Source organism: Halomonas sp. G11, assembly GCF_001663515.1.
Taxonomy (GTDB): domain Bacteria; phylum Pseudomonadota; class Gammaproteobacteria; order Pseudomonadales; family Halomonadaceae; genus Vreelandella.
This window is the reverse complement of the sequence record NZ_LYXG01000015.1, coordinates 20,173-41,882: the sequence shown is the minus strand read 5'-3', so window position 1 is coordinate 41,882 and position 21,710 is coordinate 20,173. Positions and strand designations below refer to the sequence as shown.

Below are 21,710 nucleotides of genomic sequence, written 5' to 3'. Positions count from 1 at the left end.
GAAGCAAGAAGTAAGAGGGAAGAAGTAAGTTGGAAGAAGGTAGAAGCCGCCAGTGTTAGGTTTTTTTAAGTGGTGGCAGGTTGGCGGTTTCGGCCACGACCTTGGCGAGCTGGCGCGCGTAATGGTGGATCAATCGCGCGCCCAGTTCGGCCGTCGCCTGGCGGGCATCGCCCGCTACCCCCTGGTGGCTTAGATCTTCCGCTAGCCAGGCGAAAGCGGCGGCACCCTCTGGCCCTACCAAAGTGTCATCTTGAGCATCAGCCGGTGAGGGCGCTTGATAGCCCTGCAACTGCACCAGCGTGGGCGCCAAATGCAGCATCATGGCGGTTTCCAGCGCGCCACCGTGCAAGCCCTTGCGCAATTCATCGGCGTCAATGGCCCCTTCAAGGGGCGGCAGGCGGGTGTAAGTCGCCTTGACCACACGCATGCCGTGGCGGCGGCGCAGCGTCAGCGCGGCCAGATCCATCACCGCCTTGTTGCCGCCGTGGCTGTTGATCAATACCAGGCGCTTTATCCCCGTGCGGGCTAGGCTATCGCCGTAGGCTTCGAGGGTGGCAATGGCGACGGGGGCGGGCAGGCTTAGTGTGCCGGGATAGCTGGCATGTTCATCGCTTGCGCCAACGCTGATCGGCGGCAGACAGATGACTTCCAGCGATGGCGATAGCTGCTCGAGCGTCGCGCTTTGCAGGCCTTCGCCAATCATAATATCTGTGGCTAACGGGAGGTGGGTGCCGTGCTGTTCAACGGCGCCGAGGACCAATACGGCGACCGGGTCGCGTTGGGCGACTTCGGCTAGCTGGGGGGCGGTAAGTTGCTGCCAGTGGTGGATCATGGGGTAACGTGCCTATGGGGTGTTCAGGAGGTGCGGGTGGTCCGAACGGCAGGCATAAAGGTCGCCAGAGGGCAGGGCGTCTGCCCCCTCGTTCAGCCATTGGCGAATCGCCTCCGGTGTCTGCCATTCTTTCCAGCGAAAATGGCGCTGCTCGCCGACGACGACATTGTAGCGATAATCGCCCAGGTGGCTTAACCGGTCGATGCATTCATGGCTGACCTTGAGAGCGCCGGTTACAAATTCCACCGATAGCGCTGCCACGGGATAGCTTAGCCCGGCCAATACCTCGGCTTCAAAGCCTTCCACATCGATCTTGATGAAACTGGGCTCGCCGTAGTCGGCAATGAGTCGATCGAGCGTGATGACGGGAACGCTCAGGCGTTGCTCCCAGCGCACCTGGCTAAAGCCCGCGTTGTGTTGGCCGATCTGCTCGCGCCACTCGCTGGCGAGGGTCGAGAGCGTGGGGTTGGCGCTGCTGATGGCAATCTCGGCAACGCCCTCGGTGGAGCCTGCCGCTACCGGCAGCAGGGTGACGGAGGGCGTTTTTACCATGCGCTTGAACCACAGCGCGAGAACGGGCTGCGGCTCCAGGGCAATCACCCTGGCGCCCAGCGCGTAAAAGGCGGCGCTTCGGTCACCCAGGTGGGCACCAATATCAAATGCGGGTTTGCCCGGTACAATGAACGGCCGGTAAAGCTGCTTAAGCCCGCGCTGGCGTCCTGGACGCCAGTAGATGAACAGCGAGCGGGCAAGTCCGCTCGCTTGACGTAGCCGTTGTCGATACCCGAACGGCATTAGTGGGGCTCCTTGAAGGTGGCTGACGAAGCGGTGAGCGTCTTTTGAACAAAGTGACTGAAGGACTGGTCAGGCATCTCTCCACAGCGCTCGGCGGGTAACGGCGCCAGCGGCAACGGCTGTTGGGAGGCCGGGTCCAGCGGATAAGGATCGCTATTGGCGACCAGGCTTTCAAAGGCATCCAGTAACGGAGGCTTGAACGTGCTGCTGGGGGTTTTGAGCAGCCCCAGTTGACTGATAAAACCGCCCCAGGTGGCGCTGCTGGAATATTTGACCAAGGGGGCAGCGCCTACCAGCCCAAGCCAGGCAGGCGTCAGCCAGCCAAATGCCGTGGGTGAAAAGGCGGCCATGATGCCTGCCCAGAGCAGCCCGCTCAGGGTCATCCAGCCGGTGTGCTGCCAGGTTTCCCGCCAACTGAGCGAGCGTTCGCCGCGAGTCTGGGTTTGCCACTCGATGGCACGGCCCAGCAGGACGCTGATAATGAACAGGCTATGCCAGGCCATCATCAGTGGGGCGATCAAGGCGGCGAACAACATTTCCAGGCTGGTACTCACCAGCAAACGTAGCCGACCGCCGAAGGCATGGGGTGTTTGACCCAAGGCCAACAGGCAACCCAGCAGCTTGGGGGCTAGCAACATGCCCAGGGTAATCGACAGCAGCCCGAGCGAGAGCGGCTGGGGAAGCGTCCTGGCGGTGACATCGCCAAATACATGATAAGTCACTAATACGCTGGTGCAGATCAACAAGCCCAGCCATACCAGCGAGGATAAAAAGGCAAAGGCACCGTGGAAAAAATGCAGTCGGCTAAGCGGGTGCAGACCTGACCCGCCGAGTAAGCGAAGGTGTTGGAGATTCCCTTGCAGCCAGCGGCGGTCGCGTTTGGCAAAGTCCAGCAAGTTACTCGGCATGGCTTCAAAGCTATTGTGGGAGGCGCTGACGTAAGGGTCGTGCCGCGAAACTGCCGTGGTTACGGTGGTGTCCAGCAACACCTGCCAGCCACCGCGTTTAAGCAGGGCAGCCTCGACAAAATCATGGCTGAGTATCTCGCCGCCCAGCGGCGGCTTGCCGGGCAGCGTGGGCAAGCCCGCATGGTTCATGAACGCTCGGGTGCGGATAATGGCGTTATGTCCCCAGTAGTTGGCCGTATCGCCCTGCCAGAAGCTCTGACCGGCCGCGAGCATGGGGCTATACAGCGCTGAGGCAAACTGGGTGAAGCGGCCGAACAGCGTCTTCTGGCCCACCGGCATTGGCACCGTCTGGATCAGGCCAATGCCGGGCTGGCGCTGCATGCGCTGAACCATGCGTAACAGCGTCGCGCCACTCATCAGGCTATCGGCATCCAGCACGACCATAAAATCATAATGCCGCCCCCAGCGGCGGCAGAATTCGGCAATGTTGCCCGCTTTGCGGCCTTGGTTGTTGAGCCGCCGCCGGTAATGGATGGCAAGCTCACCGGCAAAACGGTGCTGCAAAGCCGCGACGTGAGCCTCCTCTATCTGGGCCTGATCAGCGTCCTGGGTGTCGCTTAGAACAAAAATATCAAAATGCTCGCCGAGTGGGTGTGCCGCCTCGTTGGCGTCTTTATCGTCAAGCGTGTGTTGCATAAGCGAACGGCAGGTGGCTTCCAGGCCAGCAAAGGTAGGCACTGGCGGTTCGGCGTAAATCGGCATGACCACGGCCGTCCGGCTGACCAATAACCGTGCGTTGGGGACTTCGTGATTGAGCCTGCGCAGGCTTAGCGGGTCAAGTCTTAGTGCGCATACCACAAAGCCGCATAGGGCGTTCCAGAATGCCAGCGCGATCCAGGTGAACGTCAGTGCGAATAACACAAGCATCGATACCTGCCAGCCCAATGCAAGGCTCGATGTAACCCGGTACATGGCAACACACCCAGCGACACTCGATGCCAGTACCGCGATGGCCAACAGCACACGGCGTGTTTTCAGCCAGGGAATTGAGGGGGCCAGCGGATCTGTATCAATCATCGGGATACCACACATAGTTCCAGGTCTCGCTGACGGGCTTGCCTTCATGAGTTAGCCGTAGGCGAATATCGCTGGGTCGGTCGCTTGCGGGTAGCCGGAAGCTCGCCCGCCAGCCACCGTTGGGCAGCGCAGTGACCTGGGGCAGTGTCACTTCGCCTTGTTGACGGCTGATGTCCAGTTGGACGGGCTGGTCGGCAGCGATGTCGTCAAGCGCACCGCCCTGGAAATCGACAATGAACTGGCGTTCGCCTTCAGTGATTTCCTCGGTTTGTCCTGGCACTTCGGCGCGGCCATGACGAGTGCGCACCACGCGCCCTAATGTGTGGTTTTCGGGCTGTGAGTTGAGCGTATAGGTCTGGTAATGCAGGTGACGGGAATCGCCAGCTTGCAGTGGTTCCTCGGCGACCCAGTAGGCAACGACATTGTCGTGGGTTTCGTCCGGCGTGGGGATTTCCACCAGCTCAACGTGGCCCTCACCCCAGTCTTCGAGGGGGGCGACCCACTGGCTGGGGCGTCGGTGATATTGCGCTTCCGTATCCAGATAGCGGTTGAAATCACGCTCGCGCTGCATCAGTCCAAACCCTTGGGGGTTGTCATCGAAGAAAGATGAAATGCGCACGCTGTCTGGGTTGCTCAGCGGCCGCCAAATCCACTCGTCGGTGCCGGTCTGTATCAGTAACCCATCGGAGTCGTGAACCTGTGGGCGATAGTCATCCGGGCGTTCGCGACTGGCTTCACCAAAGGTGAACATGCTGGTCAGCGGGGCAACCCCCAGCTTGGCGATGTCGTCACGCGCAAACAGTGCTGCTTCGACCTCTACTTGCGTCCTGTCACCGGGCTGGATCACAAAACGGTAGGCGCCGCTAAGCGAAGGGCTATCCATCAGGGCAAGCACCTCGATCTGGCGGGCGTCCGCGTCGGGTTTGTGTAGCCAGAACTCGCGAAACGCTGGAAACTCTTCGCCATCGCTTGACGCGGTATCAATGGCTAATCCCCGAGACGATAAGCCGTAAACCTGGTCGCGGCCGACCAGCCGGAAATAGCTGGCACCCAGAAATACGGCAAATTCATCGGCATAGTCATCGCTATTCAGGGGGTAATGCAGGCGAAACCCCGCGTGGCCGCTGCCGGTCAGGTCGTGGTCAAGTAACGCACTCGCCTCGCCGTCATAGGAAAAATCATCCGTCGAGAAGGGCAAAGGGGCAACGTTGCCGTTTTCAATGACATTGATACGAACAGGCGTCTCGAACAAAAAACCGCTGTGAAACAGTTGCACACTGAAGGGGCTTTCATCACGCCAGTAGGCGTTTGCAGGGTCAAAGCGAATTTGCCGATAGGTGTCGTAGTCGATGTTGCGCAGCGGTGCGGGGAGCTCAGCCTCTGACGGTTGGTAAGGTGCGTCGGCCAGTTCTCGTGCCTGTTCAACCACGGCCTGATAGTAGTGGGGGTGATCAGCCATGGCGGGCAAGGTGGCCAGCGAGGTGATCATGACGAGCAACCTTCCTTTTTTGTAGCGCATAACGGTGATGTCCTTTCAGCGGCGTGTGCTATCTGCCCTCTACCTCGGTCTATCTTCTACCACTTCGTGCAATTTTTAAACAATAGTTATACATTTAGTCAGTAAAGTACATGTCGAGTTCGTTTACCAGCATTGTCGTGATCGTGCGACGATATGGCGCTCGACCACTTCAATGGCAACGGATGGCAAGCCTGCAATGCGGCGATTATGGATAGGAGCGGTAGCGCTCAATATAGGTTTGGTGGCCCCACTTTGGTGGCGCTATGGCGATATGTCAGGGAACCTGATCGCCTGGGAGGCTTGGCTGGTCATGCCTCTCATGCTGCTCATGCCCCGAGGAAACTTGCGCTTGGGGCTGGGCATTGCATTAGCAAGCTGGCTCATCCTGGCCACGTTGATCAACCTTGGGGATGCGGCGACTTACACCGCCTTTGGTCGACCGTTAAACCTGTATCTCGACATGCCGCTGCTGGGCTCCATTGTCGACTTGCTAGTGGGTAATGTAGGCCAAATCTGGGCAGTTTGCACAATGGTCGTGGCGGCTTCATTGCTTCTGCTATTGGCCTTTGGCGTTTTCAGGCTGCTGTTGCCGGGTGAACGTTACCCGCTGAAGGGAAGGACGAGAGGATGGGCACTGGCATTGCTGGCGTTCTCAAGCCTGGGGGCGGGACTGACCCTGGGTGGCATGCCCATCATTGAGCGCACCAGCCTGCCGGTGGTTAACGCGACCCATGTTCAGTGGGGGCAACTGGTCACGACCCATCAGGCCAAACAGGCTTTTGCGCGAACGCTTGAGGCAGCGCCGATCGAGCAACGCTCGCTCAACGGTTTGGTGGGGCGCCGGGTGTTGATGACGTTTATCGAATCCTATGGTGTTACGGCGCTGGAGGACGATCGCTATCGCTCTGTCCTGGCACCTACCTTGGACGAGATCGAACGGCGGCTCGCCGAGCGGGAGATCAACGTCGTATCGGGTCTGCTCGAGTCGCCGATTCGTGGTGGTCAATCCTGGCTGGCGCACGCCACGGCGTTAAGCGGTTACACCATCGATAACCAGCTGTGGTACCAGCTATTGTTAGACAGCGATGCGACCACGCTGGTGGATGACTTTCGGGCCACCGGGCAGCGCACGCTGGTCGTGATGCCGGCGATTACTCAGCCCTGGCCGGAAGGCGCGGCCTACGGTTTTGATCAATTGGTGGTGGAGAAAGATATTGACTACCGGGGACCAGCGCTTAACTGGGTGACGATGCCGGACCAGTTTACCCTGGCCTATACCCAGCGCGAATTGCTGGATGATTCGCCTGTCTTTGCTCAGTTGGCGCTGATTTCGAGTCACGCACCATGGACGCCGATTTTGCCGGTACTGGATGACTGGTCCAGCATTGGTGATGGCAGGATTTTTGCGCCTTGGGAAGACGCAGGGGATCCACCGGAAGTCTTGTGGCAGGACATCGAACGTATTCGCGATCACTATGCCTGGTCGGTCGACTACTCGATCAAAACGGTCGGCCGCTGGGCCGAGCGCGTGGCGGACGACAATACGTTGCTGATTGTGCTGGGCGACCACCAACCGGCCCCGTTGATTACCGGCGACGACGCCAGCGGTGCCGTCCCCGTCCATATTATCAGCGGCGACCCGGACTTGCTGGTGCCGTTTCAGGCCCGAGGCTTTGTACCCGGCATGTGGCCGACGCCGGAAAGCCAGGCACCCGCGGCTGAACTACGCCAGTTGCGACGCTGGCTGCACGCTGATTTTACCTCGGACGCTACCCGCTGACACCACGAAGCCGCCGGTGTTATGGCATACGCTTGCGACGGCAGGGGAACTAGTAAATCCGGTAATCGTGGAAATTGGCCAGCTTCTGCTGTTCTTGAATGGTTTTGCGGTAGCGCTTGTATTCCCACTGATACTGGGCCGGGGCAAGGGCAATGGCGGCTTCGACGCTGGCATTGACGCCGGTGGCTGACTGCACGTCGTCTGGGTCGTAGACGCGCTCGTCGGCGTCGAGGAAGTGAATCTCAAACCCTTTCCCGGGCACGCGCAGGGCGACTCCCGTCACCACGCGGGCCTGGGTGCGTGCTACCAGTTTAGGCAGCAGCGTGGCCGTGTAGGCATCGCGGCCAAAGAACGGTGCAAAGACACCGCTGCCCCAATCCGGCTCCTGGTCGGGCAGGATACCGATGGCTTCGCTGCGTTTGAGGGCCTTGAGCAGTGCCGCAACCCCGCGAGGGTTGGTAGGCACCAGCTGCGCGCCCATGCGCTCGCGGCCCTGCCGGATAACCGGGTCAAGTGCGGCCATCTTGGGTGGCTCATACATGGCAGTGAATGGAAAATGGCTCGACAGCCAGAAATTCAGCACTTCCCAGTTGCCAAAATGCGGCGCCAGTACAATCACGCCGCGTCCTTCCGCCCTGGCGTTGTCCAGTTTGTCGCGGCCATGCACCGCTAAAATGCTGGCTTCCACTTTATGAGGTTCCGCCATCCATGCATGGCCAAGTTCCAGCATGGTGGCGGTTGAGTGACGTAAACTGTGTTGGGCAAGTGTTTTGCGTTTTAAAGCAGACAGGCGAGGATACACAACGTCCAGGTTGCGCTCCGTCACCTCGCGCTCTCGCTTGTTAAAGCGGTAAACCAGTGGACCCAGGCGAGAAGAGAGTCGCCACAGTCGCACGAGTGGCCAGCTTGATAACGTACGCCATAACCAACTGATCGCACTGGCTTTGAAGCGCTGCACGCTGGCTTCACCCCGGTGTTGAGCCATGCTTAAAACAGCCAGGTGTCTACATTAGAAGGTGCACGTTGCTCCTGCAGCCCTTTAAAGCCTTTGACACAGCGCACAATGAGCCACACGGCCAGTGCCAGCATGAGCAGGAATCCAATGCCGATGACGGCCAGGACCAGGCACAGGAGCCCGTAAACCATGCCCATCCAGAAAGTGCGAATCTGGTAGCGGTAGTGTTCGTCCAGCCACTCAGGGCCTTTGCCTTTGTAGACGTAGGCAATGACGACGCCGACAACCGACGTGAAGCCGAGGATAAAGCTGGCGAGATAGAGCGCATAGACCACCATCGCCATGGTGGTGTCGGGTTTGCGCTGGTTTTCAGCCGCGCGCTCGGGCTCTCCGTTGACAACCGTTCCTTCAGTCGGCATGTCCTGGCTGCTGTCTTGCATAACGTTTCCCTTTACGTGTTTTCGGAGTGATACTGTAACAATAAGGATTCTCTATCGTATTTCAGCGACCGCTATTATAGCGTGCCTGATCAGCCTTGGCATTAACGTGCCGCGGGGCGGCAAATCTCGAGCAGGTTGCCGTCCGGGTCGCGTAAGTAAATCGACTCGATGGGCCCGTTGGCGCCCTGACGTGCCACCGGGCCCAGTTCGATATCAATACCCAGAACGTCCAGATGCTGTTTGAACTCGTCCAGCGGCAGCTGGCAGCGCAGGCAGAGGTCCAGACTGCCAGGGGTGGGCGTTGCGGAAATGGGGGCGATATCGGTGTCGGTCTGATGCAGACGCAACGCGGTATCACCGAGCAGTAAATCCACCCGTTGAGCGTCTCGGTAGCGTACCTCCAGTCCCAGAACACGTGAGTAAAAATCCACCGCGCGACCCATGTCGGTCACAGTCACAACCAGATGGTCCAGACCTGAGAGCATGCCACTTTCCTTAATACAAAACAGTGAGCCAATGAAGACGACGACGCGGCGTTGCCCGCTATGTGATGAGGACGATGCCACCTTCTACCATCAAGATCGTCGCCGAGACTATTTCCAGTGTGCCACCTGTGCACTGGTCTTCGTGCCGCCAGAGCAGCATTTGAGCGCAGCCGCCGAAAAGGCGGAATACGACAAGCACCGGAACTCGCCGTATGATACGGGATATCGACGCTTTTTAGGGCGTTTATTTACCCCGCTGATCGCTAAACTGACCGCCCAGGCCCGTGGGCTTGATTTTGGCTCTGGCCCTGGGCCCACGCTGTCGGTAATGTTCGCAGAGCAGGGCTACCCCATGTCAATTTATGATCCCTTTTATGCGCCAGAACAGCGGGTGCTTACTCACGAGTACGATTTTATCACCGCGACAGAAGTGGTCGAGCACCTCGCGAAGCCCGGCCCGGTGCTGGCTCAACTGGCTGGAATGCTCACGCCCGGTGGCTACCTTGGGTTGATGACCAAGCGGGTCACTTCCCCGGAAGCGTTTGCCTGCTGGCACTATATTAGCGACCCTACGCATATCAGCTTTTTTAGTGAGAAGACCTTTCGCTGGTGGGCGCAAAAGAATAATTTAGTAGTGGAATTTCCTGGGCCAGACGTGGTTCTTCTATACAAACCGCTAACGTGAATAATTGTAACGTTAGAAAAGCATTGACTTTGCTCCCTTGAGGGTAATAATTGCGCGCCGCTATCCCGGCCTGACTCGATGCGCCAGGTGAGATAACGGTTTCTGTGAACCCATTTATTTGCGCTTTCACGCCTGTTTTTCACCCCTTTAGGCAAGACGAGGTTTTCATGTCGCGGCAATTGCTGGCCATGGCGCTGGCCCCCCTGTTAGGGCTATTCATTCTCGGGATCGGTAACGGTTTTCTCGCTACCTTGATCACCATCCGCCTGGATGCAGCGGGTGAGTCGGCCACGTTAATCGGTATTGTCTCGTCTGCCTACTTTATTGGCCTGGCACTGGGTGCCATGGTGAATGATCGCCTGTTGCTGCGTATCGGTCATATCCGTGCCTACGGGAGCTTTGCCTCGCTGGTGGCCGTGACGGTACTCCTACAGGGGCTATTCTTTGATCCCTGGGCCTGGTTCGTGCTGCGCTTGATCGGTGGCTGGGCCACGGTGGGCGTGTATCTGGTCATTGAAAGCTGGCTGTTGACCTCTGGCGACCAGAAGGTACGCGGTCGTCTGCTCGCGCTATATATGATCTCGCTGTATGCCGCTGGCGTGTTGGGCCAATTGCTGCTGGGCGTGACCGATGCCATGGGCATGACGGCACCGTTCATGGTGATCGGGCTTCTGGCGTCACTCTCGGTACTGCCGATGGCCATGATTCCCCGCGTATCACCGCTTATCGAGCATGCCGAACCACTGCCTCCTCTTCGTCTGATCACCATGACGCCTACCGGTGTCATGGGCAGTCTGGGGTCGGGCATGGTGGTCGCGGCGGCGTATACGCTGCTGCCGCTCTATTTACAGCGAATTGGCATGACGGTCAGCCAGGTCGGCCAGATGATGGCCGTGGTGATTATGGGCGCCATGCTGCTGCAGTACCCCATTGGTCGCTGGTCGGACCGCCACGACCGCCAGATGGTGTTGATCGCGATCAGCGCCTTCTGCGTGCTGATCTCGGCGGCCATGCTGTGGCTGCCGCTCTCCACGCCAATGCTGGCGGTGCTGCTCTTCCTGCTGGGTGGCGGGGTATTTGCGCTTTATCCGGTAGCAGTCAGCCATGCGGCTGACCGTGCCCCGGCCGGTGCCCTGGTGCGCATGAGTCAGGGACTGCTGTTGATCAACTCCATCGGGGCGACGATCAGCCCCTTGATGATCTCCCCGGTGATGACCGCCCTGGGTGATGCCGGGCTGTTCTGGGCTTTCGGGGCGCTGAGCCTGTTTTTTGTGGTGTTCTTCAGCTGGCGTCGACGTGTCCGCCCCGCGCCCGTGCCGGTGGCACCGTTTACCGCCACGACGCCGATGAGCTCTGCGGGTGCCGAGCTGGTGGTCACCGAAGAGTTGATGCAGGGAGCGCTGGAGCACGAGCATCTGGAGGATCTGTCGGACCTGGTGCCCGATGTGGACGTGGCAGCACCTATTGTCGGGCCACCGCCTGAAGATGAAAGCCACATCGTTTATTACGATGATACCGAGCAGGCTGGCGAGCGGCATTGAAGGGCCTCCATTGCCTGGATGCCGCCTTGTTGAGACCTTGGGCTAATGGTGTGTAGTGGCGAGGATTACTAGTATCCACTGTAGACTTTCAAACAATTGTTTAAAATCTCAGCCCGAGGTCTCGTTATGAACTATTACGCCGCGCCGGTACGCGATTTGCGCTTTGTGCTTGAAGAACTGCTAGCGCACCGTTCGCTGAACCTGCCGGGCTTTAAAGACGCCACCCCTGACCTGGTCGAGGCTGTGCTTGAAGAAGCAGCCAAGCTGGCCGGTGATGTCTGGGGGCCGCTGAACGATGTTGGCGACAAGCAGGGGGCGATGCGCCATGCGGATGGCAGTGTAACGACGCCGGATGGCTTCGCGGCGGCTTACCAGGCGTACGTGGAAGGTGGCTGGAACGGCATTGGCGTCTCTGAATCCCTGGGCGGACAAAATCTGCCGGAAGTGGTGGCCAGCGCCGTTCAGGAAATGCTCCACGGCGCCAATATGGCGCTGGGCCTGTGCCCCATGCTGACCGCCGGTGCCATCGAGGCCTTGGCCCACCATGGTAACGACGACCAGAAAGCGGTCTATCTCCCCAAGCTGGTAGAAGGCACCTGGACCGGCACCATGAACCTGACCGAGCCCCAGGCTGGCTCGGATCTTTCGAAAGTCCGTACCAAAGCCATTCCCGAAGGCCGTCATTACCGCATCAGCGGCCAGAAAATCTACATTACCTGGGGCGAGCACGACGCCGCCGAGAACATTATTCACCTGGTACTGGCCCGCAAACCCGACGCCCCGGAAGGCAACAAGGGCATTTCGCTGTTTCTGGTGCCCAAGTTTCTGGTCAACGAGGACGGTTCCCTGGGGGAGCGCAACGACGTTACCTGCGCCTCCATTGAGCACAAGCTGGGTATTCATGGTTCGCCCACCTGCACCCTGAGCTTTGGCGAAAATGGTGGCGCGGTTGGCTATCTGGTCGGCGAGGAGGGGCGTGGTCTCAACCATATGTTCACCATGATGAACGAGGCGCGCCACAAGGTTGGTATTCAGGGCATTGGCGTGGCCGAGCGCGCCTGTCAGCACGCCTTTGCTTATGCGTTGGAGCGCACCCAGGGGCGCTCCCCTAAAGCCCGGGGCGGTAAGGACTGCACCATCAGCGACCACCTAGATGTGCGCCGCATGCTGCTCTCCATGCGTTCACGTACCGATGCGCTGCGCGCGCTGGCACTTTACTGCGCCGCCGAACTGGACACCGCTCGCCATGGGGAAAACAGCGATGCCCGCCAAACCGCCCAGGCTCGCGCCGATATTTTGATTCCCGTCATCAAGAGCTTCTCCACGGATCAGGCCGTGGATATTGCCTCCATGGGCATTCAGGTACACGGCGGCATGGGCTATGTGGAAGAGACTGGCGCCGCCCAGCTGCTGCGCGATGCCCGCATTGCACCGATTTACGAAGGCACCAACGGTATCCAGGCGCTCGATCTGGCGGGGCGGAAGCTCCAGCGTGACAACGGCGAAGCGCTCACCGCGCTCTTGAAAGAGGTCGCCGCGACGGTGGAGCATCTCAATGCCGACCCCGCCTTGGCAGCATTGGGCCGCGGCTTGGCCGCCGGGCTTGACGATTTAAAGGCCGCCCAGGCCATTGTGCTGGCAGAAGGTAAAGACCCCGATAGCGGCGCAGACGCCGTTCAGGCTTACGCGACACCGTTCCTGAATCTAGCGGGGCATGTACTGTGCGCGTGGCAGATGGGCCAGTCGGCGTTGAGTGCCAAAGCCGCCATTGATAATGGCAGCAATGATCCCTTCTATACTGCCAAGATGCGCAGCGCTGAATTTGCCATCACCCAGTGGCTGCCGGTAGGCAGGGCCCAGCGGGCGGTGATCGAGGCAGGCGTTCAGTGTTTAAGCGACTTTGAGGTTCATTAACGCGAACCTTTTCAGTCAGCACCGCCGCCCTTTGAGGCGGCGGTGCTGTTTCTAAGCAATCAAAACAACTATTTAAAACGAACGCTTTTAGTAATACCGACTTCAACAACACGCTTAATAACAAGCCCAGGAGCCGACCATGACCGCTATCTTTGAGCAAGGCTTGCCCAAGACCGTTGCCAACCACGTGCCGCTTTCACCGCTGACCTTTATCGAGCGCTCCGCGTCGATCTACCCTGACTATACGGCGGTGGTGCATGGAAGCACGCGGCGCAACTGGGGCGAGACCTGGTCGCGCTGCCGCCAGCTTGCCTCTGCCCTTCAGCAACGGGGCATTCAGCCGGGCCAAACCGTGGCGGCGATGCTGCCCAATGTGCCCGCGATGTTTGAAGCACACTTTGGCGTGCCGCTGGCGGGGTGTGTCTTGAACACGCTCAACATTCGCCTGGATGCGGAGGCGATCCGTTATATGCTGGAACACGGCGAGGCCAAAGCCATTCTGGTCGACCCCGAGTTTGCCGACGTCATCCAGCAAGCGGTGGCCAAGCTTGAACATAAACCGCTGATCATTGACGTCGCCGATGTTGAATTTCTCGGCGACACCCAGGGCATTGGCGAGATCGAGTACGAAGCGCTGCTTCAAGAGGGCGACGCGGATTTCGCCTATCAGCTGCCTGCGGATGAGTGGGATGCGATCTCGCTCAACTACACCTCCGGCACCACCGGCAAGCCCAAGGGGGTGGTTTATCACCACCGCGGCGCTTACCTTAACGCGGTGAGCAATATCATGGAGTGGGCGATGCCCCACCACCCGATCTACCTGTGGACACTGCCCATGTTCCACTGCAACGGCTGGTGTTTCCCATGGACGATTGCCGCCAACGCCGGGGTCAATATTTGCCTGCGTAAAGTCGACCCTCAAAAGATCATGCAGCTCATTACCGCCGAGAAGGTCACGCACTTCAGCGGAGCGCCGATTATTCTCAATGGCCTGGTGAACCTGCCTGCCGAAGACAAATGCGAGTTTGACCACCCGGTGAAAGTCACTACCGCCGGTGCAGCGCCGCCAGCCTCGGTGATTGCCGGGGTAGAGAAGCTGGGCATTGACGTCACCCACGTCTATGGCCTGACAGAAGTGTATGGGCCGGTGACCGTGTGCGCCTGGCGCGAGGCCTGGGATGAGTTGCCGCTGGAAGCGCGGGCCAAGATCAAAGCCCGTCAGGGGGTGCGCTACCACATGCTCGAAGCATTGTGCGTTGCAGACCCCATAAGCCTTGAGCCGGTACCCAAGGATGGCCAGACCATCGGCGAGATTCTGATGCGCGGCAACAACGTCATGAAGGGGTATTTAAAGAACGTCGAAGCCACCGAGCAGGCGCTGGAAGGCGGCTGGTACCATACCGGCGACCTGGCCGTGTGGCACCCGGATGGCTATATCGAGATCAAGGATCGCTCCAAGGACATTATTATTTCCGGCGGTGAGAATATCTCCACCATTGAAGTGGAAGACGCCATTTACGGCCATCCCGCCGTGGAAGAGGCCGCGGTGGTGGCCAAGCCCGACGAGAAGTGGGGCGAAACCCCCTGTGCCTTTGTGAAGCTCAAAGTCGGTTATGGCGAAGTCACCGAGGCCGATATTATCGCCCACTGCCGTGAACACCTGGCGGGCTACAAAGTCCCTAAAACCGTCATTTTCAGCGAGCTGCCGAAAACCTCGACGGGCAAGATCCAGAAATTTGTACTGCGGGAAGAAGCCAAACAGCATTAATAATCGCCAACAGCATTAGTCATCGACAGGGGAGAGAGTGCATGAGTAATCAGGATATCGGCGTCGTCGGCGCAGGCACCATGGGGCAGGGGATCGCCCAAGTGGCGGTTGCCAGTGGCTTTAATGTGCACCTTTACGATGTGGCCGAGGAGCCGCTTGGCCGTGCCAAGGCGAATATCGATAAAGGTTTGGGCAAGCTGGTCACGAAAGAAAAAATCAGCGAGGCGGATAAAGACGCCGCGCTGGCGCGCCTTTCTACCACGACTACACTGGACGCGCTAAGCAACTGCGCGGTGATTATCGAAGCCGCTCCTGAACAGCCTGAACTGAAAGAGAAGCTGTTCCGCGACCTCAGCCAGCTGAGCAGCACTGCGATACTGGCCTCCAACACCTCGTCGCTATCGCTCACCCGTCTGGCAGCGGTGTGCGAGCGGCCCGAGCGCGTGGTGGGCATGCACTTCTTCAACCCGGTGCCGGTGCTCAAGCTGGTGGAAGTGATTCGCGCCGAGCAGACCGCCGATGCCACTGTGGCCGAGATTGAAAAACTCGCCAAGGCCCTTGGCAAAACCGCCGTGCCGGTAGGTGACGCGCCTGGCTTTGCGGTCAACCGCTTACTCGTACCGATGATCAACGAAGCGGCCTTTATCGTCCAGGAAGGCACTGCAACGCCTGAAGCCGTGGACGACGCCATGAAGCTAGGCGCGGCTCATCCCATGGGGCCGCTAGCGCTGGCGGACCTGATTGGCCTGGATGTCTGTCTGGCGATTATGGATGTGCTCCAGGAGGGCTTTGGCGACCCCAAATACCGTCCCTGTCCGCTGCTCAAGCGCATGGTCGCAGCGGGCTATCTAGGCCGTAAGAGCGGCCGCGGTTTTTATCATTACGATTAGCTTGTACTGACCTGAAGAGCGCGGCATAAATAAGTGATTGCCACTCAACCAAGCGTTCGCTAGGGTTGATGGGTATTCATTTTAAAATTCCATAACAAATCAAATAAGGAGCCCATCATGAGCGAAGCAGTGATCGAAAAGGTTGATAACGATGGGATGGTACGCCTCACCATCAATCGTCCCAAAGCGCTGAATGCGTTGAATAGCGATGTACTACTAGCGCTGGAAACGCATTTGGTGGAGCTTGAAGCCCACCCGAATTTGCGCGGCGTACTGCTTACCGGTGCCGGGGAGAAAGCCTTCGTGGCCGGTGCCGATATCACCGAAATGCGTGATAAAACACCTGAGGAAGCGCGGGACTTTGCCAGTCAAGCGCTGCGTACCATTAAACGCCTGGAGACGTTACCCGTGCCGGTGGTCGCGCTGGTGAACGGGTTTTGCCTTGGCGGCGGCTGCGAACTGGCACTGGCCTGCGACTGGGCGGTAGCCAGCGACAACGCCGTGTTCGGCCAACCGGAAGTGCTGCTGGGGGTCATTCCCGGCTTTGGCGGTACTCAGCGCCTGCCACGCCGCGTTGGCCCCGCCATGGCGATTGATCTGGTCACCACCGGGCGCAAGATCGACGCCCAGGAGGCGCTGCGTATCGGCCTGGTGAACCGGATCATGCCGCAAGCCGAGCTTGAGAACTATGTTGAAGAGCTCACCAAACAGCTTAAAGGTAATGGCGCACAGGCGGTGCGCGGTGCCAAGCAGGCGGTCCACGACGGCTTGGATCAAGACCTGGACAGCGCCCTGGCGCTGGAAACCAGCCTGTTCGCCTTCTGCTTTGCCGGTAGTGAGCAGAAAGAGGGTATGTCCGCCTTTGTCGAGAAGCGCAAACCGAACTTTTAAGCGTTTGCTCATTCAATATTTGCTGATTTAGGGGGTGGCGCTTGCGTCACCCCCGTTTTATGCTCGAAGCAACATGGTGAAGCATTTCGTTCGATTAACGTCTCTGTTATCAACAAGGAGCGCTGCATGTTTGAGTTGTATATTGCCAACAAGAATTACTCTTCCTGGTCGCTGCGTCCTTGGGTGCTGATGAAAGCGCTGGAAATTCCGTTTAACGAACATCTCATGCCGTTCGAGGGTGGCTTTGGTGCTAGTCATGAGGCGTTTAGGCGTTTTTCCCCTTCGGGGTTGGTTCCTTGCTTGGTGGATGGCGAGCTGGCCGTGTGGGATTCTCTGGCGATCGTCGAGTACCTGGCCGAGCAACACACCAACGTATGGCCTGCAGATAAGGCAGCCCGTGCCTGGGCACGCTCAGCCACTGCCGAAATGCACAGTGGCTTTGGCGCCTTACGGGACGAGTGCTCAATGAACTGCGGCGTGCGGGTTGAGTTAAACGGTTTGTCGGATAAGTTGAAGGCTGATGTGTACCGTCTGGATGCCCTATGGCAGCAGGGAGTTGAGCGCTTCGGCGGGCCGTTCCTGGCAGGCAAGCACGTCAGCGCTGTCGATGCGTTTTATGCGCCCGTGGCGTTCCGTGCGCAGACGTTCAACCTACCGCTCAGTGCACCCTCTCAGGCTTATGTGGAGCGCCTGCTGGCGCTGCCTGCCATGCAGGCCTGGTATCAAGCCGCCCTCGAAGAGCCGTGGCGCGAGCCGATGCACGAGGCCGAAACGCTAAAGAACGGCACCCTTAAAGCGGATCTCCGCCTGTCATGACCTGTCTATACCCTGCATCAGGTACACTGGCGTAAATTTTCGTTTGGAAACTGCCATGGCCCTTAGTGCAACGCCCTACAAAGTGGATATCAATCTGACCGATCTGGATCGCGGGGTGTATGAGACGCTGCGTTTTACCGTGGCACGTCATCCGTCAGAGACCGAAGAGCGCATGACCGCGCGCTTGCTTGCCTATGTGCTTTGGTATGACGAAGCCCTTGCCTTCGGGCGTGGCCTTTCCGACGTCGATGAGCCCGCTTTGTGGGAAAAGAGCCTGGATGGCCGTGTGCTGCACTGGATTGAAGTCGGCCTGCCGGATGCTGAGCGCCTTACCTGGTGTTCCAGGCGGGCTGAGCGCGTATCGCTACTTGCCTACGGCCGCGTCGATATGTGGGAGAGCAAGGTACTGCCGAATGTGGCATCGTTGAAAAATGTGCATGTGGCGGGGCTGCCACAGGAAGCACTTGCGACCATTGCCAAGGATCTGCCAAGGGCGATTAACTGGGCCGTGATGATCAGCGAAGGATCGATGTTCATTACCGATGAAAACGGCCAACATGAGATTACCCCGCAATGGCTACTGCGCGACCGGTAACCTTTTTCTGTCTTAGGCCAATCCCCAGGCTTGCCATCATTCTGCACAATTACATACAATCAACAATGTTTGTTGGTGATTGATTCTTGATGACCTGCTCCTCCCCTCCTCAACTCAAGGAATGAGCGATGAAAGGATATTTCTCTTTGCGCTGGTCACTTGCCAGCTTGTTGGCCTGTGTCAGCCTGCTGCCGGGGTTGGCCAATGCCGCCGATGATGCATTATCAGTCAAGTTTGAAAACGACAGTCTGGCCAGCAGTGACGATGGGCACTTCACCAGCGGTTTTCAGCTTGACTGGGCATATGAACCCGACGCGGACAGCTGGACCCAGCGCCTGGCCACCGCACTGCCCGATAGTCTGATCGGTAGGGCTGATAAAGCCGCCTATCGGTTGGTGCATCAGATATATACGCCAAATAACATCGAAAGAAGCGAACTGATTGAAGACGATCGCCCCTATGCGGGTCTTGTCTACGGCGGCATATCGCTTTACGAAGATGTGCCGATGGGCAACTGGCAGCAGTCGACGGACCTGCATCTGGACGTTGGCCTGGTAGGGCCGTCCTCGCTTGCCGATAGCATCCAGCGTGAAGTACATCGCTTCACCGATAGCGAACGTCCCAACGGCTGGAGTAACCAGTTAGGCGATGAGCCCATTGTCAATGTTGCGGTGCGCCGTCAGTGGTGGCACAGCACGCCGTTGGGTGGCAAGCAGTTTGCCCATGGCCCCAGCGTAAGCGGTGCCCTGGGTAACCTCTATACCTACGCCAGCGCGGGTTACAGCGTGCGCTGGGGCGATGAAGCCTCAGGCATTCCCACGCTGACGCCTAGTCCGGGCAGCCGTCATCACCTAACCGGCAAGGAGGGCTGGCAGTGGTACCTGTTTGCCAGCGTGGACGGCTATTACATGGCCCAAAACCTGACCCTGGATGGCAATAGTTTCCGTAACAGCCATTCGGTCGACCGCAAGGAGTGGGTGGGCGATATCTCGGGTGGCCTGGCGCTGGCTTGGGAAGATTGGCAGGTAACCTACGCTGCCGTGGCGCGCTCGCGGGAATTTGATGGCCAGGAAGAGCAGGATAAATTCGGCGCGTTGACGCTCTCGAAACGTTTTTGATGGCAAAACGCGCTAGGCTTGTTGCCGAGACAGATCGACTGATAGCCGAGGAGAGCGTTAATGGCCAGGAAAGTGTATCCCCGCACGCCTGATGGCCGCTATTTCGTGGCTAAAGACCGACTTTGGCGCTGCACCGATCCATGCTTGAGTGAGGATGAAAAGCGCAAGCATATCAAAGCACTGATGAAAGCGCGCCGTGCGGTAAGAACCTCTCAGCAGCAGGAAGATGAAAACGCGCTGCGCGAGGCCCGCGACGCGGTGCAAGCTGCCAAGGAAGCGCTGGGGGAGCGCGGTCCGGTGTGGTGGGATGACGATGCACCTGATGAAGGCGGCTTAGCGCCCCGCAATAGCTCTTATGCCAAGTGGTGGGAGAGTCACGACCCTTCTTGAAAGAATAGATTTTTTGAGTTCCGAGCCAGTAGTCGTCTACCCAGACGCTGCTGGCTTTTTTGTTTTGCCCCTCACCTTAGCCGTATTGACAGGCCATGTGCTGGTCGTTATTTTAATAACAAATAAAAATCACTATCATTGTTATTAAAATTAGCTCCAGGATCAAATTCTCATGCATTACTCAGCATTTCACCTGCGCAAGCTATCCAGCGCAGTTGCGCTTGCGTCTGTTTTCGGTTCACCCACGATTGCCTTTGCTCAGCAAACCGACGCCACCAGTGACGTCGAGCTGGAGGCCATGCAGGTTGTGGGCACCGCCATGGATGCAATGGGCTATATCGAAGCCGAAAGGCAGCCCGATGTGGGCAAGCTGGACGTGCCGCTAAACGAGCAGCCATTCTCCATGTCGGTAGTCGATGAGCAGTTTATGCAGGATACCGGCAGTAAAACGATTCAGGATGCTCTATTGTACACCCCCGGCGTTTACGCCGGTAACTTCGGCTTCGATACGCGTATAGACGGTGCCTCGGTACGTGGTATTTCGGCGGGCCGATATCTGGATGGCCTGCGCCAGCTATATGGCTCTTACAATTCAGTGCGCACCAACCCCTATGCGTTAGAAAGCCTGGAAGTGCTGAAAGGGCCGTCTTCCATGTTGTACGGCCAGGCAGATTTAGGTGGCATTATCAATGGCGTTTCCAAGCTGCCAGAGGAGGAGCGTAGCGGCGAGGTTTGGGCGCAATATGGCTCCCATAACCGCAAGCAACTGGCAGTGGATGTTACGGGGGCTGCTGACGAGGACGGTGAGCTACTCTACCGTCTGGTAGCCCTGAAGCGCGATAGCGATACCCAGGTGGACCACGTCGAGGACGATGGCTATGTGGTATCACCCTCGCTGACATGGCGGCCAAGTAATGACACCGAGATAACCCTCCTGGTTAACCGCCAAGAGAATAAAGGCCAGGTATCCGCGCAGTTCCTGCCCCAGGCGGGTACATTAGAACCGGGTTCCCAGGGCTTTATCGGTTCGGAGCGTTTTGTCGGCGAGCCGGGCTGGGATCGTTACGACCGCGAGAAAACCGAAACGACGTTGTTTTTCGACCATCAGATCAATCACGACTGGGCATTTTCTGCCACGGCGCGCTACACCGACTCAAGCACCGAAACCCGCGAGCACTGGGTCACTATTCCCAGCCAGCCGGATGCCAACGGCGAGGTACCACGGACGATCTTTACCGCCGATGCCGCCACGCAAATATTTAATGTTGACGCCCGTTTGGAAGGGGAGTTTGCACTGGGCAATACCCAACATTCCCTGATTGCCGGTATCGACCGTCAGGATGCCCATTGGGAGCAGGATAATTACTACTACGGGTACGGGGAGGGTGGCACGATTGATGTCTACGACCCTGAATACGGTAATCTACAACTCGACTCGCTGAACCCTACAGACCAGCCCGATAATGAAATCGAGCAGGTGGGTATTTACCTCGCTGATCACATTGAAGTTGGCCCGGTGGTAGTTTCCGCCGGGTTGCGCCATGACTGGGCAGAAAATCGAGAGTTAGCCGTTAATGGGGCTGATACGGTCAGTGATGAAGAAGCGACGACGGGTCGTTTGGGGCTGATGTATCGGTTTGATAACGGCATCTCGCCTTATGTCAGCTATTCAGAAGCCTTCAGCATGAACTTAGGCACCGACGGCACCGCAAGTCAAAGTACACTAAAGCCCACTACCGGCGAGCAGGAAGAGGCAGGGATCAAGTATCTGTCGCCGGATAAATCGCTGGCGATTAGCGCAGCGTATTTTGATATTACCCAGGAAAACCGGGTTAACGATGGATCTACGCCAGGCGGTGTTGAGCAAACCGGTGCGGTCATCGATGGCTGGGAATTGCAGGTCAACAAGCGTTGGCAGGACTTTGAAACCCAGTTGGGCTATACCCACATGAATGCCGATGATGCAAGCTCTGGCGAGCGGCTACCCTACGTTGCGGAAAAACAGGCCTCCTGGTGGAACAAGCTTTATCTGGGGAATAACTGGCGATTTGGTGCCGGGGTTCGCTACATCGGTGACAACGTAGGCTCGGGTGGTGCGCCCAAGGTGCCGTCCGAGACCCTGGTTGACGCCATGATCGGGTATACCGTCGGACAGTGGGATCTAAGCCTGGATGCCAAAAACCTGACTGACGAAGAGTTTATCTCCTGGTGCCGTTATGAAGGCGGCGACTGTGGCTATGGCGAGAGACGCAACGTGACGGCCAACGTACGTTATCAATTTTAATTCCTGACGTTCAGCGCATTGAAAGGA

General features: G+C 58.3%; 19 protein-coding genes. 12 read left to right on the top strand and 7 right to left on the bottom strand.

Annotation, left to right across the window (positions count from 1 at the left end):
* Positions 1–55 precede the first annotated feature (55 nt).
* The 4 genes from ADS46_RS08410 to ADS46_RS08395 are packed head-to-tail and all read right to left on the bottom strand — an operon-like array spanning position 56 to position 5,101.
* The gene (locus ADS46_RS08410) at positions 56–832 is read right to left on the bottom strand and encodes a creatininase family protein (RefSeq protein ID WP_066318761.1); all 777 of its coding nucleotides are present in this window, start codon (positions 830–832) and stop codon (positions 56–58) included.
* A 12-nt stretch (positions 833–844) separates the two neighbouring features.
* A complete protein-coding gene (locus ADS46_RS08405; RefSeq protein ID WP_066318759.1) occupies positions 845–1,627 on the bottom strand; it encodes an FkbM family methyltransferase in 783 nt (260 codons plus the stop codon).
* On the bottom strand, positions 1,627–3,612 hold the full coding sequence (gene mdoH / locus ADS46_RS08400) for a glucans biosynthesis glucosyltransferase MdoH (RefSeq protein ID WP_066318758.1): 1,986 nt from the start codon (positions 3,610–3,612) through the stop codon (positions 1,627–1,629). The genes ADS46_RS08405 and mdoH overlap by 1 nt, the downstream gene beginning before the upstream one ends.
* Positions 3,605–5,101, bottom strand: a complete 1,497-nt coding sequence (locus tag ADS46_RS08395) for a glucan biosynthesis protein (protein ID WP_234346793.1) — start codon at positions 5,099–5,101, stop codon at positions 3,605–3,607. The genes mdoH and ADS46_RS08395 overlap by 8 nt, the downstream gene beginning before the upstream one ends.
* 301 nt (positions 5,102–5,402) lie before the next feature.
* Here ADS46_RS08395 and ADS46_RS08390 point away from each other — a divergent pair, with 301 nt between their 5' ends.
* The gene (locus ADS46_RS08390; RefSeq protein WP_324611666.1) at positions 5,403–6,911 is read left to right on the top strand and encodes an alkaline phosphatase; all 1,509 of its coding nucleotides are present in this window, start codon (positions 5,403–5,405) and stop codon (positions 6,909–6,911) included.
* Positions 6,912–6,960: 49 nt separating this feature from the next.
* Here the strand turns inward: ADS46_RS08390 and ADS46_RS08385 are convergent, their stop codons facing one another.
* From ADS46_RS08385 to ADS46_RS08375, 3 genes are all read right to left on the bottom strand, one after another.
* Positions 6,961–7,896 carry a lysophospholipid acyltransferase family protein gene (locus tag ADS46_RS08385; RefSeq protein WP_066318755.1) on the bottom strand — a complete coding sequence of 312 codons (936 nt, stop codon included), beginning with the start codon at positions 7,894–7,896 and terminating at the stop codon, positions 6,961–6,963.
* A gap of 2 nt (positions 7,897–7,898) precedes the next feature.
* Positions 7,899–8,306: a DUF4870 family protein gene (locus ADS46_RS08380; RefSeq protein ID WP_066318753.1), complete on the bottom strand. Its 408-nt coding sequence runs from the start codon at positions 8,304–8,306 to the stop codon at positions 7,899–7,901.
* Between the two features lie 101 nt (positions 8,307–8,407).
* On the bottom strand, positions 8,408–8,791 hold the full coding sequence (locus ADS46_RS08375; RefSeq protein WP_066318751.1) for a glyoxalase/bleomycin resistance/extradiol dioxygenase family protein: 384 nt from the start codon (positions 8,789–8,791) through the stop codon (positions 8,408–8,410).
* 31 nt (positions 8,792–8,822) lie between these two features.
* Here ADS46_RS08375 and ADS46_RS08370 point away from each other — a divergent pair, with 31 nt between their 5' ends.
* From ADS46_RS08370 to ADS46_RS08320, 11 genes are all read left to right on the top strand, one after another.
* The gene (locus tag ADS46_RS08370; protein WP_234346792.1) at positions 8,823–9,476 is read left to right on the top strand and encodes a class I SAM-dependent methyltransferase; all 654 of its coding nucleotides are present in this window, start codon (positions 8,823–8,825) and stop codon (positions 9,474–9,476) included.
* 167 nt (positions 9,477–9,643) lie between these two features.
* On the top strand, positions 9,644–11,017 hold the full coding sequence (locus ADS46_RS08365) for an MFS transporter (protein ID WP_066318746.1): 1,374 nt from the start codon (positions 9,644–9,646) through the stop codon (positions 11,015–11,017).
* Between the two features lie 126 nt (positions 11,018–11,143).
* Positions 11,144–12,931 carry an acyl-CoA dehydrogenase gene (locus tag ADS46_RS08360; protein WP_066318744.1) on the top strand — a complete coding sequence of 596 codons (1,788 nt, stop codon included), beginning with the start codon at positions 11,144–11,146 and terminating at the stop codon, positions 12,929–12,931.
* Positions 12,932–13,070: 139 nt separating this feature from the next.
* Entirely contained in the window at positions 13,071–14,699 is a 1,629-nt protein-coding gene (locus ADS46_RS08355; protein WP_066318739.1) for an acyl-CoA synthetase, read from the top strand.
* A gap of 41 nt (positions 14,700–14,740) precedes the next feature.
* Positions 14,741–15,589 (top strand): 3-hydroxybutyryl-CoA dehydrogenase, encoded by an 849-nt coding sequence (locus ADS46_RS08350; protein ID WP_066318738.1) that lies wholly within the window; start codon positions 14,741–14,743, stop codon positions 15,587–15,589.
* Positions 15,590–15,706: 117 nt separating this feature from the next.
* Positions 15,707–16,480: an enoyl-CoA hydratase-related protein gene (locus ADS46_RS08345; RefSeq protein WP_066318736.1), complete on the top strand. Its 774-nt coding sequence runs from the start codon at positions 15,707–15,709 to the stop codon at positions 16,478–16,480.
* A gap of 126 nt (positions 16,481–16,606) precedes the next feature.
* On the top strand, positions 16,607–17,296 hold the full coding sequence (locus tag ADS46_RS08340) for a glutathione S-transferase family protein (protein ID WP_066318733.1): 690 nt from the start codon (positions 16,607–16,609) through the stop codon (positions 17,294–17,296).
* A 55-nt stretch (positions 17,297–17,351) separates the two neighbouring features.
* Positions 17,352–17,891 carry a YaeQ family protein gene (locus tag ADS46_RS08335; protein WP_066318730.1) on the top strand — a complete coding sequence of 180 codons (540 nt, stop codon included), beginning with the start codon at positions 17,352–17,354 and terminating at the stop codon, positions 17,889–17,891.
* A 128-nt stretch (positions 17,892–18,019) separates the two neighbouring features.
* Positions 18,020–19,009, top strand: a complete 990-nt coding sequence (locus ADS46_RS08330) for a lipid A deacylase LpxR family protein (protein ID WP_066318727.1) — start codon at positions 18,020–18,022, stop codon at positions 19,007–19,009.
* Positions 19,010–19,069: 60 nt separating this feature from the next.
* Entirely contained in the window at positions 19,070–19,399 is a 330-nt protein-coding gene (locus ADS46_RS08325) for a hypothetical protein (RefSeq protein ID WP_066318725.1), read from the top strand.
* Between the two features lie 172 nt (positions 19,400–19,571).
* Complete coding sequence (locus ADS46_RS08320) at positions 19,572–21,683, top strand: TonB-dependent siderophore receptor (protein ID WP_066318723.1); 2,112 nt, start codon at positions 19,572–19,574, stop codon at positions 21,681–21,683.
* The last annotated feature ends 27 nt before the right edge of the window (positions 21,684–21,710 follow it).

What these genes read in the sequence shown, in the direction of transcription:
- ADS46_RS08350 (WP_066318738.1), top strand. Translation starts at nt 14,741, where the DNA reads ATGAGTAATCAGGATATCGGCGTCGTCGGCGCAGGCACCATGGGGCAG.
- ADS46_RS08355 (WP_066318739.1), top strand. Translation starts at nt 13,071, where the DNA reads ATGACCGCTATCTTTGAGCAAGGCTTGCCCAAGACCGTTGCCAACCAC.
- ADS46_RS08405 (WP_066318759.1), bottom strand. Translation starts at nt 1,627, where the DNA reads ATGCCGTTCGGGTATCGACAACGGCTACGTCAAGCGAGCGGACTTGCC.
- ADS46_RS08340 (WP_066318733.1), top strand. Translation starts at nt 16,607, where the DNA reads ATGTTTGAGTTGTATATTGCCAACAAGAATTACTCTTCCTGGTCGCTG.
- ADS46_RS08325 (WP_066318725.1), top strand. Translation starts at nt 19,070, where the DNA reads ATGGCCAGGAAAGTGTATCCCCGCACGCCTGATGGCCGCTATTTCGTG.
- ADS46_RS08410 (WP_066318761.1), bottom strand. Translation starts at nt 832, where the DNA reads ATGATCCACCACTGGCAGCAACTTACCGCCCCCCAGCTAGCCGAAGTC.
- ADS46_RS08370 (WP_234346792.1), top strand. Translation starts at nt 8,823, where the DNA reads ATGAAGACGACGACGCGGCGTTGCCCGCTATGTGATGAGGACGATGCC.
- mdoH (WP_066318758.1), bottom strand. Translation starts at nt 3,612, where the DNA reads ATGATTGATACAGATCCGCTGGCCCCCTCAATTCCCTGGCTGAAAACA.
- ADS46_RS08375 (WP_066318751.1), bottom strand. Translation starts at nt 8,791, where the DNA reads ATGCTCTCAGGTCTGGACCATCTGGTTGTGACTGTGACCGACATGGGT.
- ADS46_RS08385 (WP_066318755.1), bottom strand. Translation starts at nt 7,896, where the DNA reads ATGGCTCAACACCGGGGTGAAGCCAGCGTGCAGCGCTTCAAAGCCAGT.
- ADS46_RS08335 (WP_066318730.1), top strand. Translation starts at nt 17,352, where the DNA reads ATGGCCCTTAGTGCAACGCCCTACAAAGTGGATATCAATCTGACCGAT.
- ADS46_RS08365 (WP_066318746.1), top strand. Translation starts at nt 9,644, where the DNA reads ATGTCGCGGCAATTGCTGGCCATGGCGCTGGCCCCCCTGTTAGGGCTA.
- ADS46_RS08345 (WP_066318736.1), top strand. Translation starts at nt 15,707, where the DNA reads ATGAGCGAAGCAGTGATCGAAAAGGTTGATAACGATGGGATGGTACGC.
- ADS46_RS08395 (WP_234346793.1), bottom strand. Translation starts at nt 5,101, where the DNA reads ATGATCACCTCGCTGGCCACCTTGCCCGCCATGGCTGATCACCCCCAC.
- ADS46_RS08390 (WP_324611666.1), top strand. Translation starts at nt 5,403, where the DNA reads ATGTCAGGGAACCTGATCGCCTGGGAGGCTTGGCTGGTCATGCCTCTC.
- ADS46_RS08380 (WP_066318753.1), bottom strand. Translation starts at nt 8,306, where the DNA reads ATGCAAGACAGCAGCCAGGACATGCCGACTGAAGGAACGGTTGTCAAC.
- ADS46_RS08360 (WP_066318744.1), top strand. Translation starts at nt 11,144, where the DNA reads ATGAACTATTACGCCGCGCCGGTACGCGATTTGCGCTTTGTGCTTGAA.
- ADS46_RS08330 (WP_066318727.1), top strand. Translation starts at nt 18,020, where the DNA reads ATGAAAGGATATTTCTCTTTGCGCTGGTCACTTGCCAGCTTGTTGGCC.
- ADS46_RS08320 (WP_066318723.1), top strand. Translation starts at nt 19,572, where the DNA reads ATGCATTACTCAGCATTTCACCTGCGCAAGCTATCCAGCGCAGTTGCG.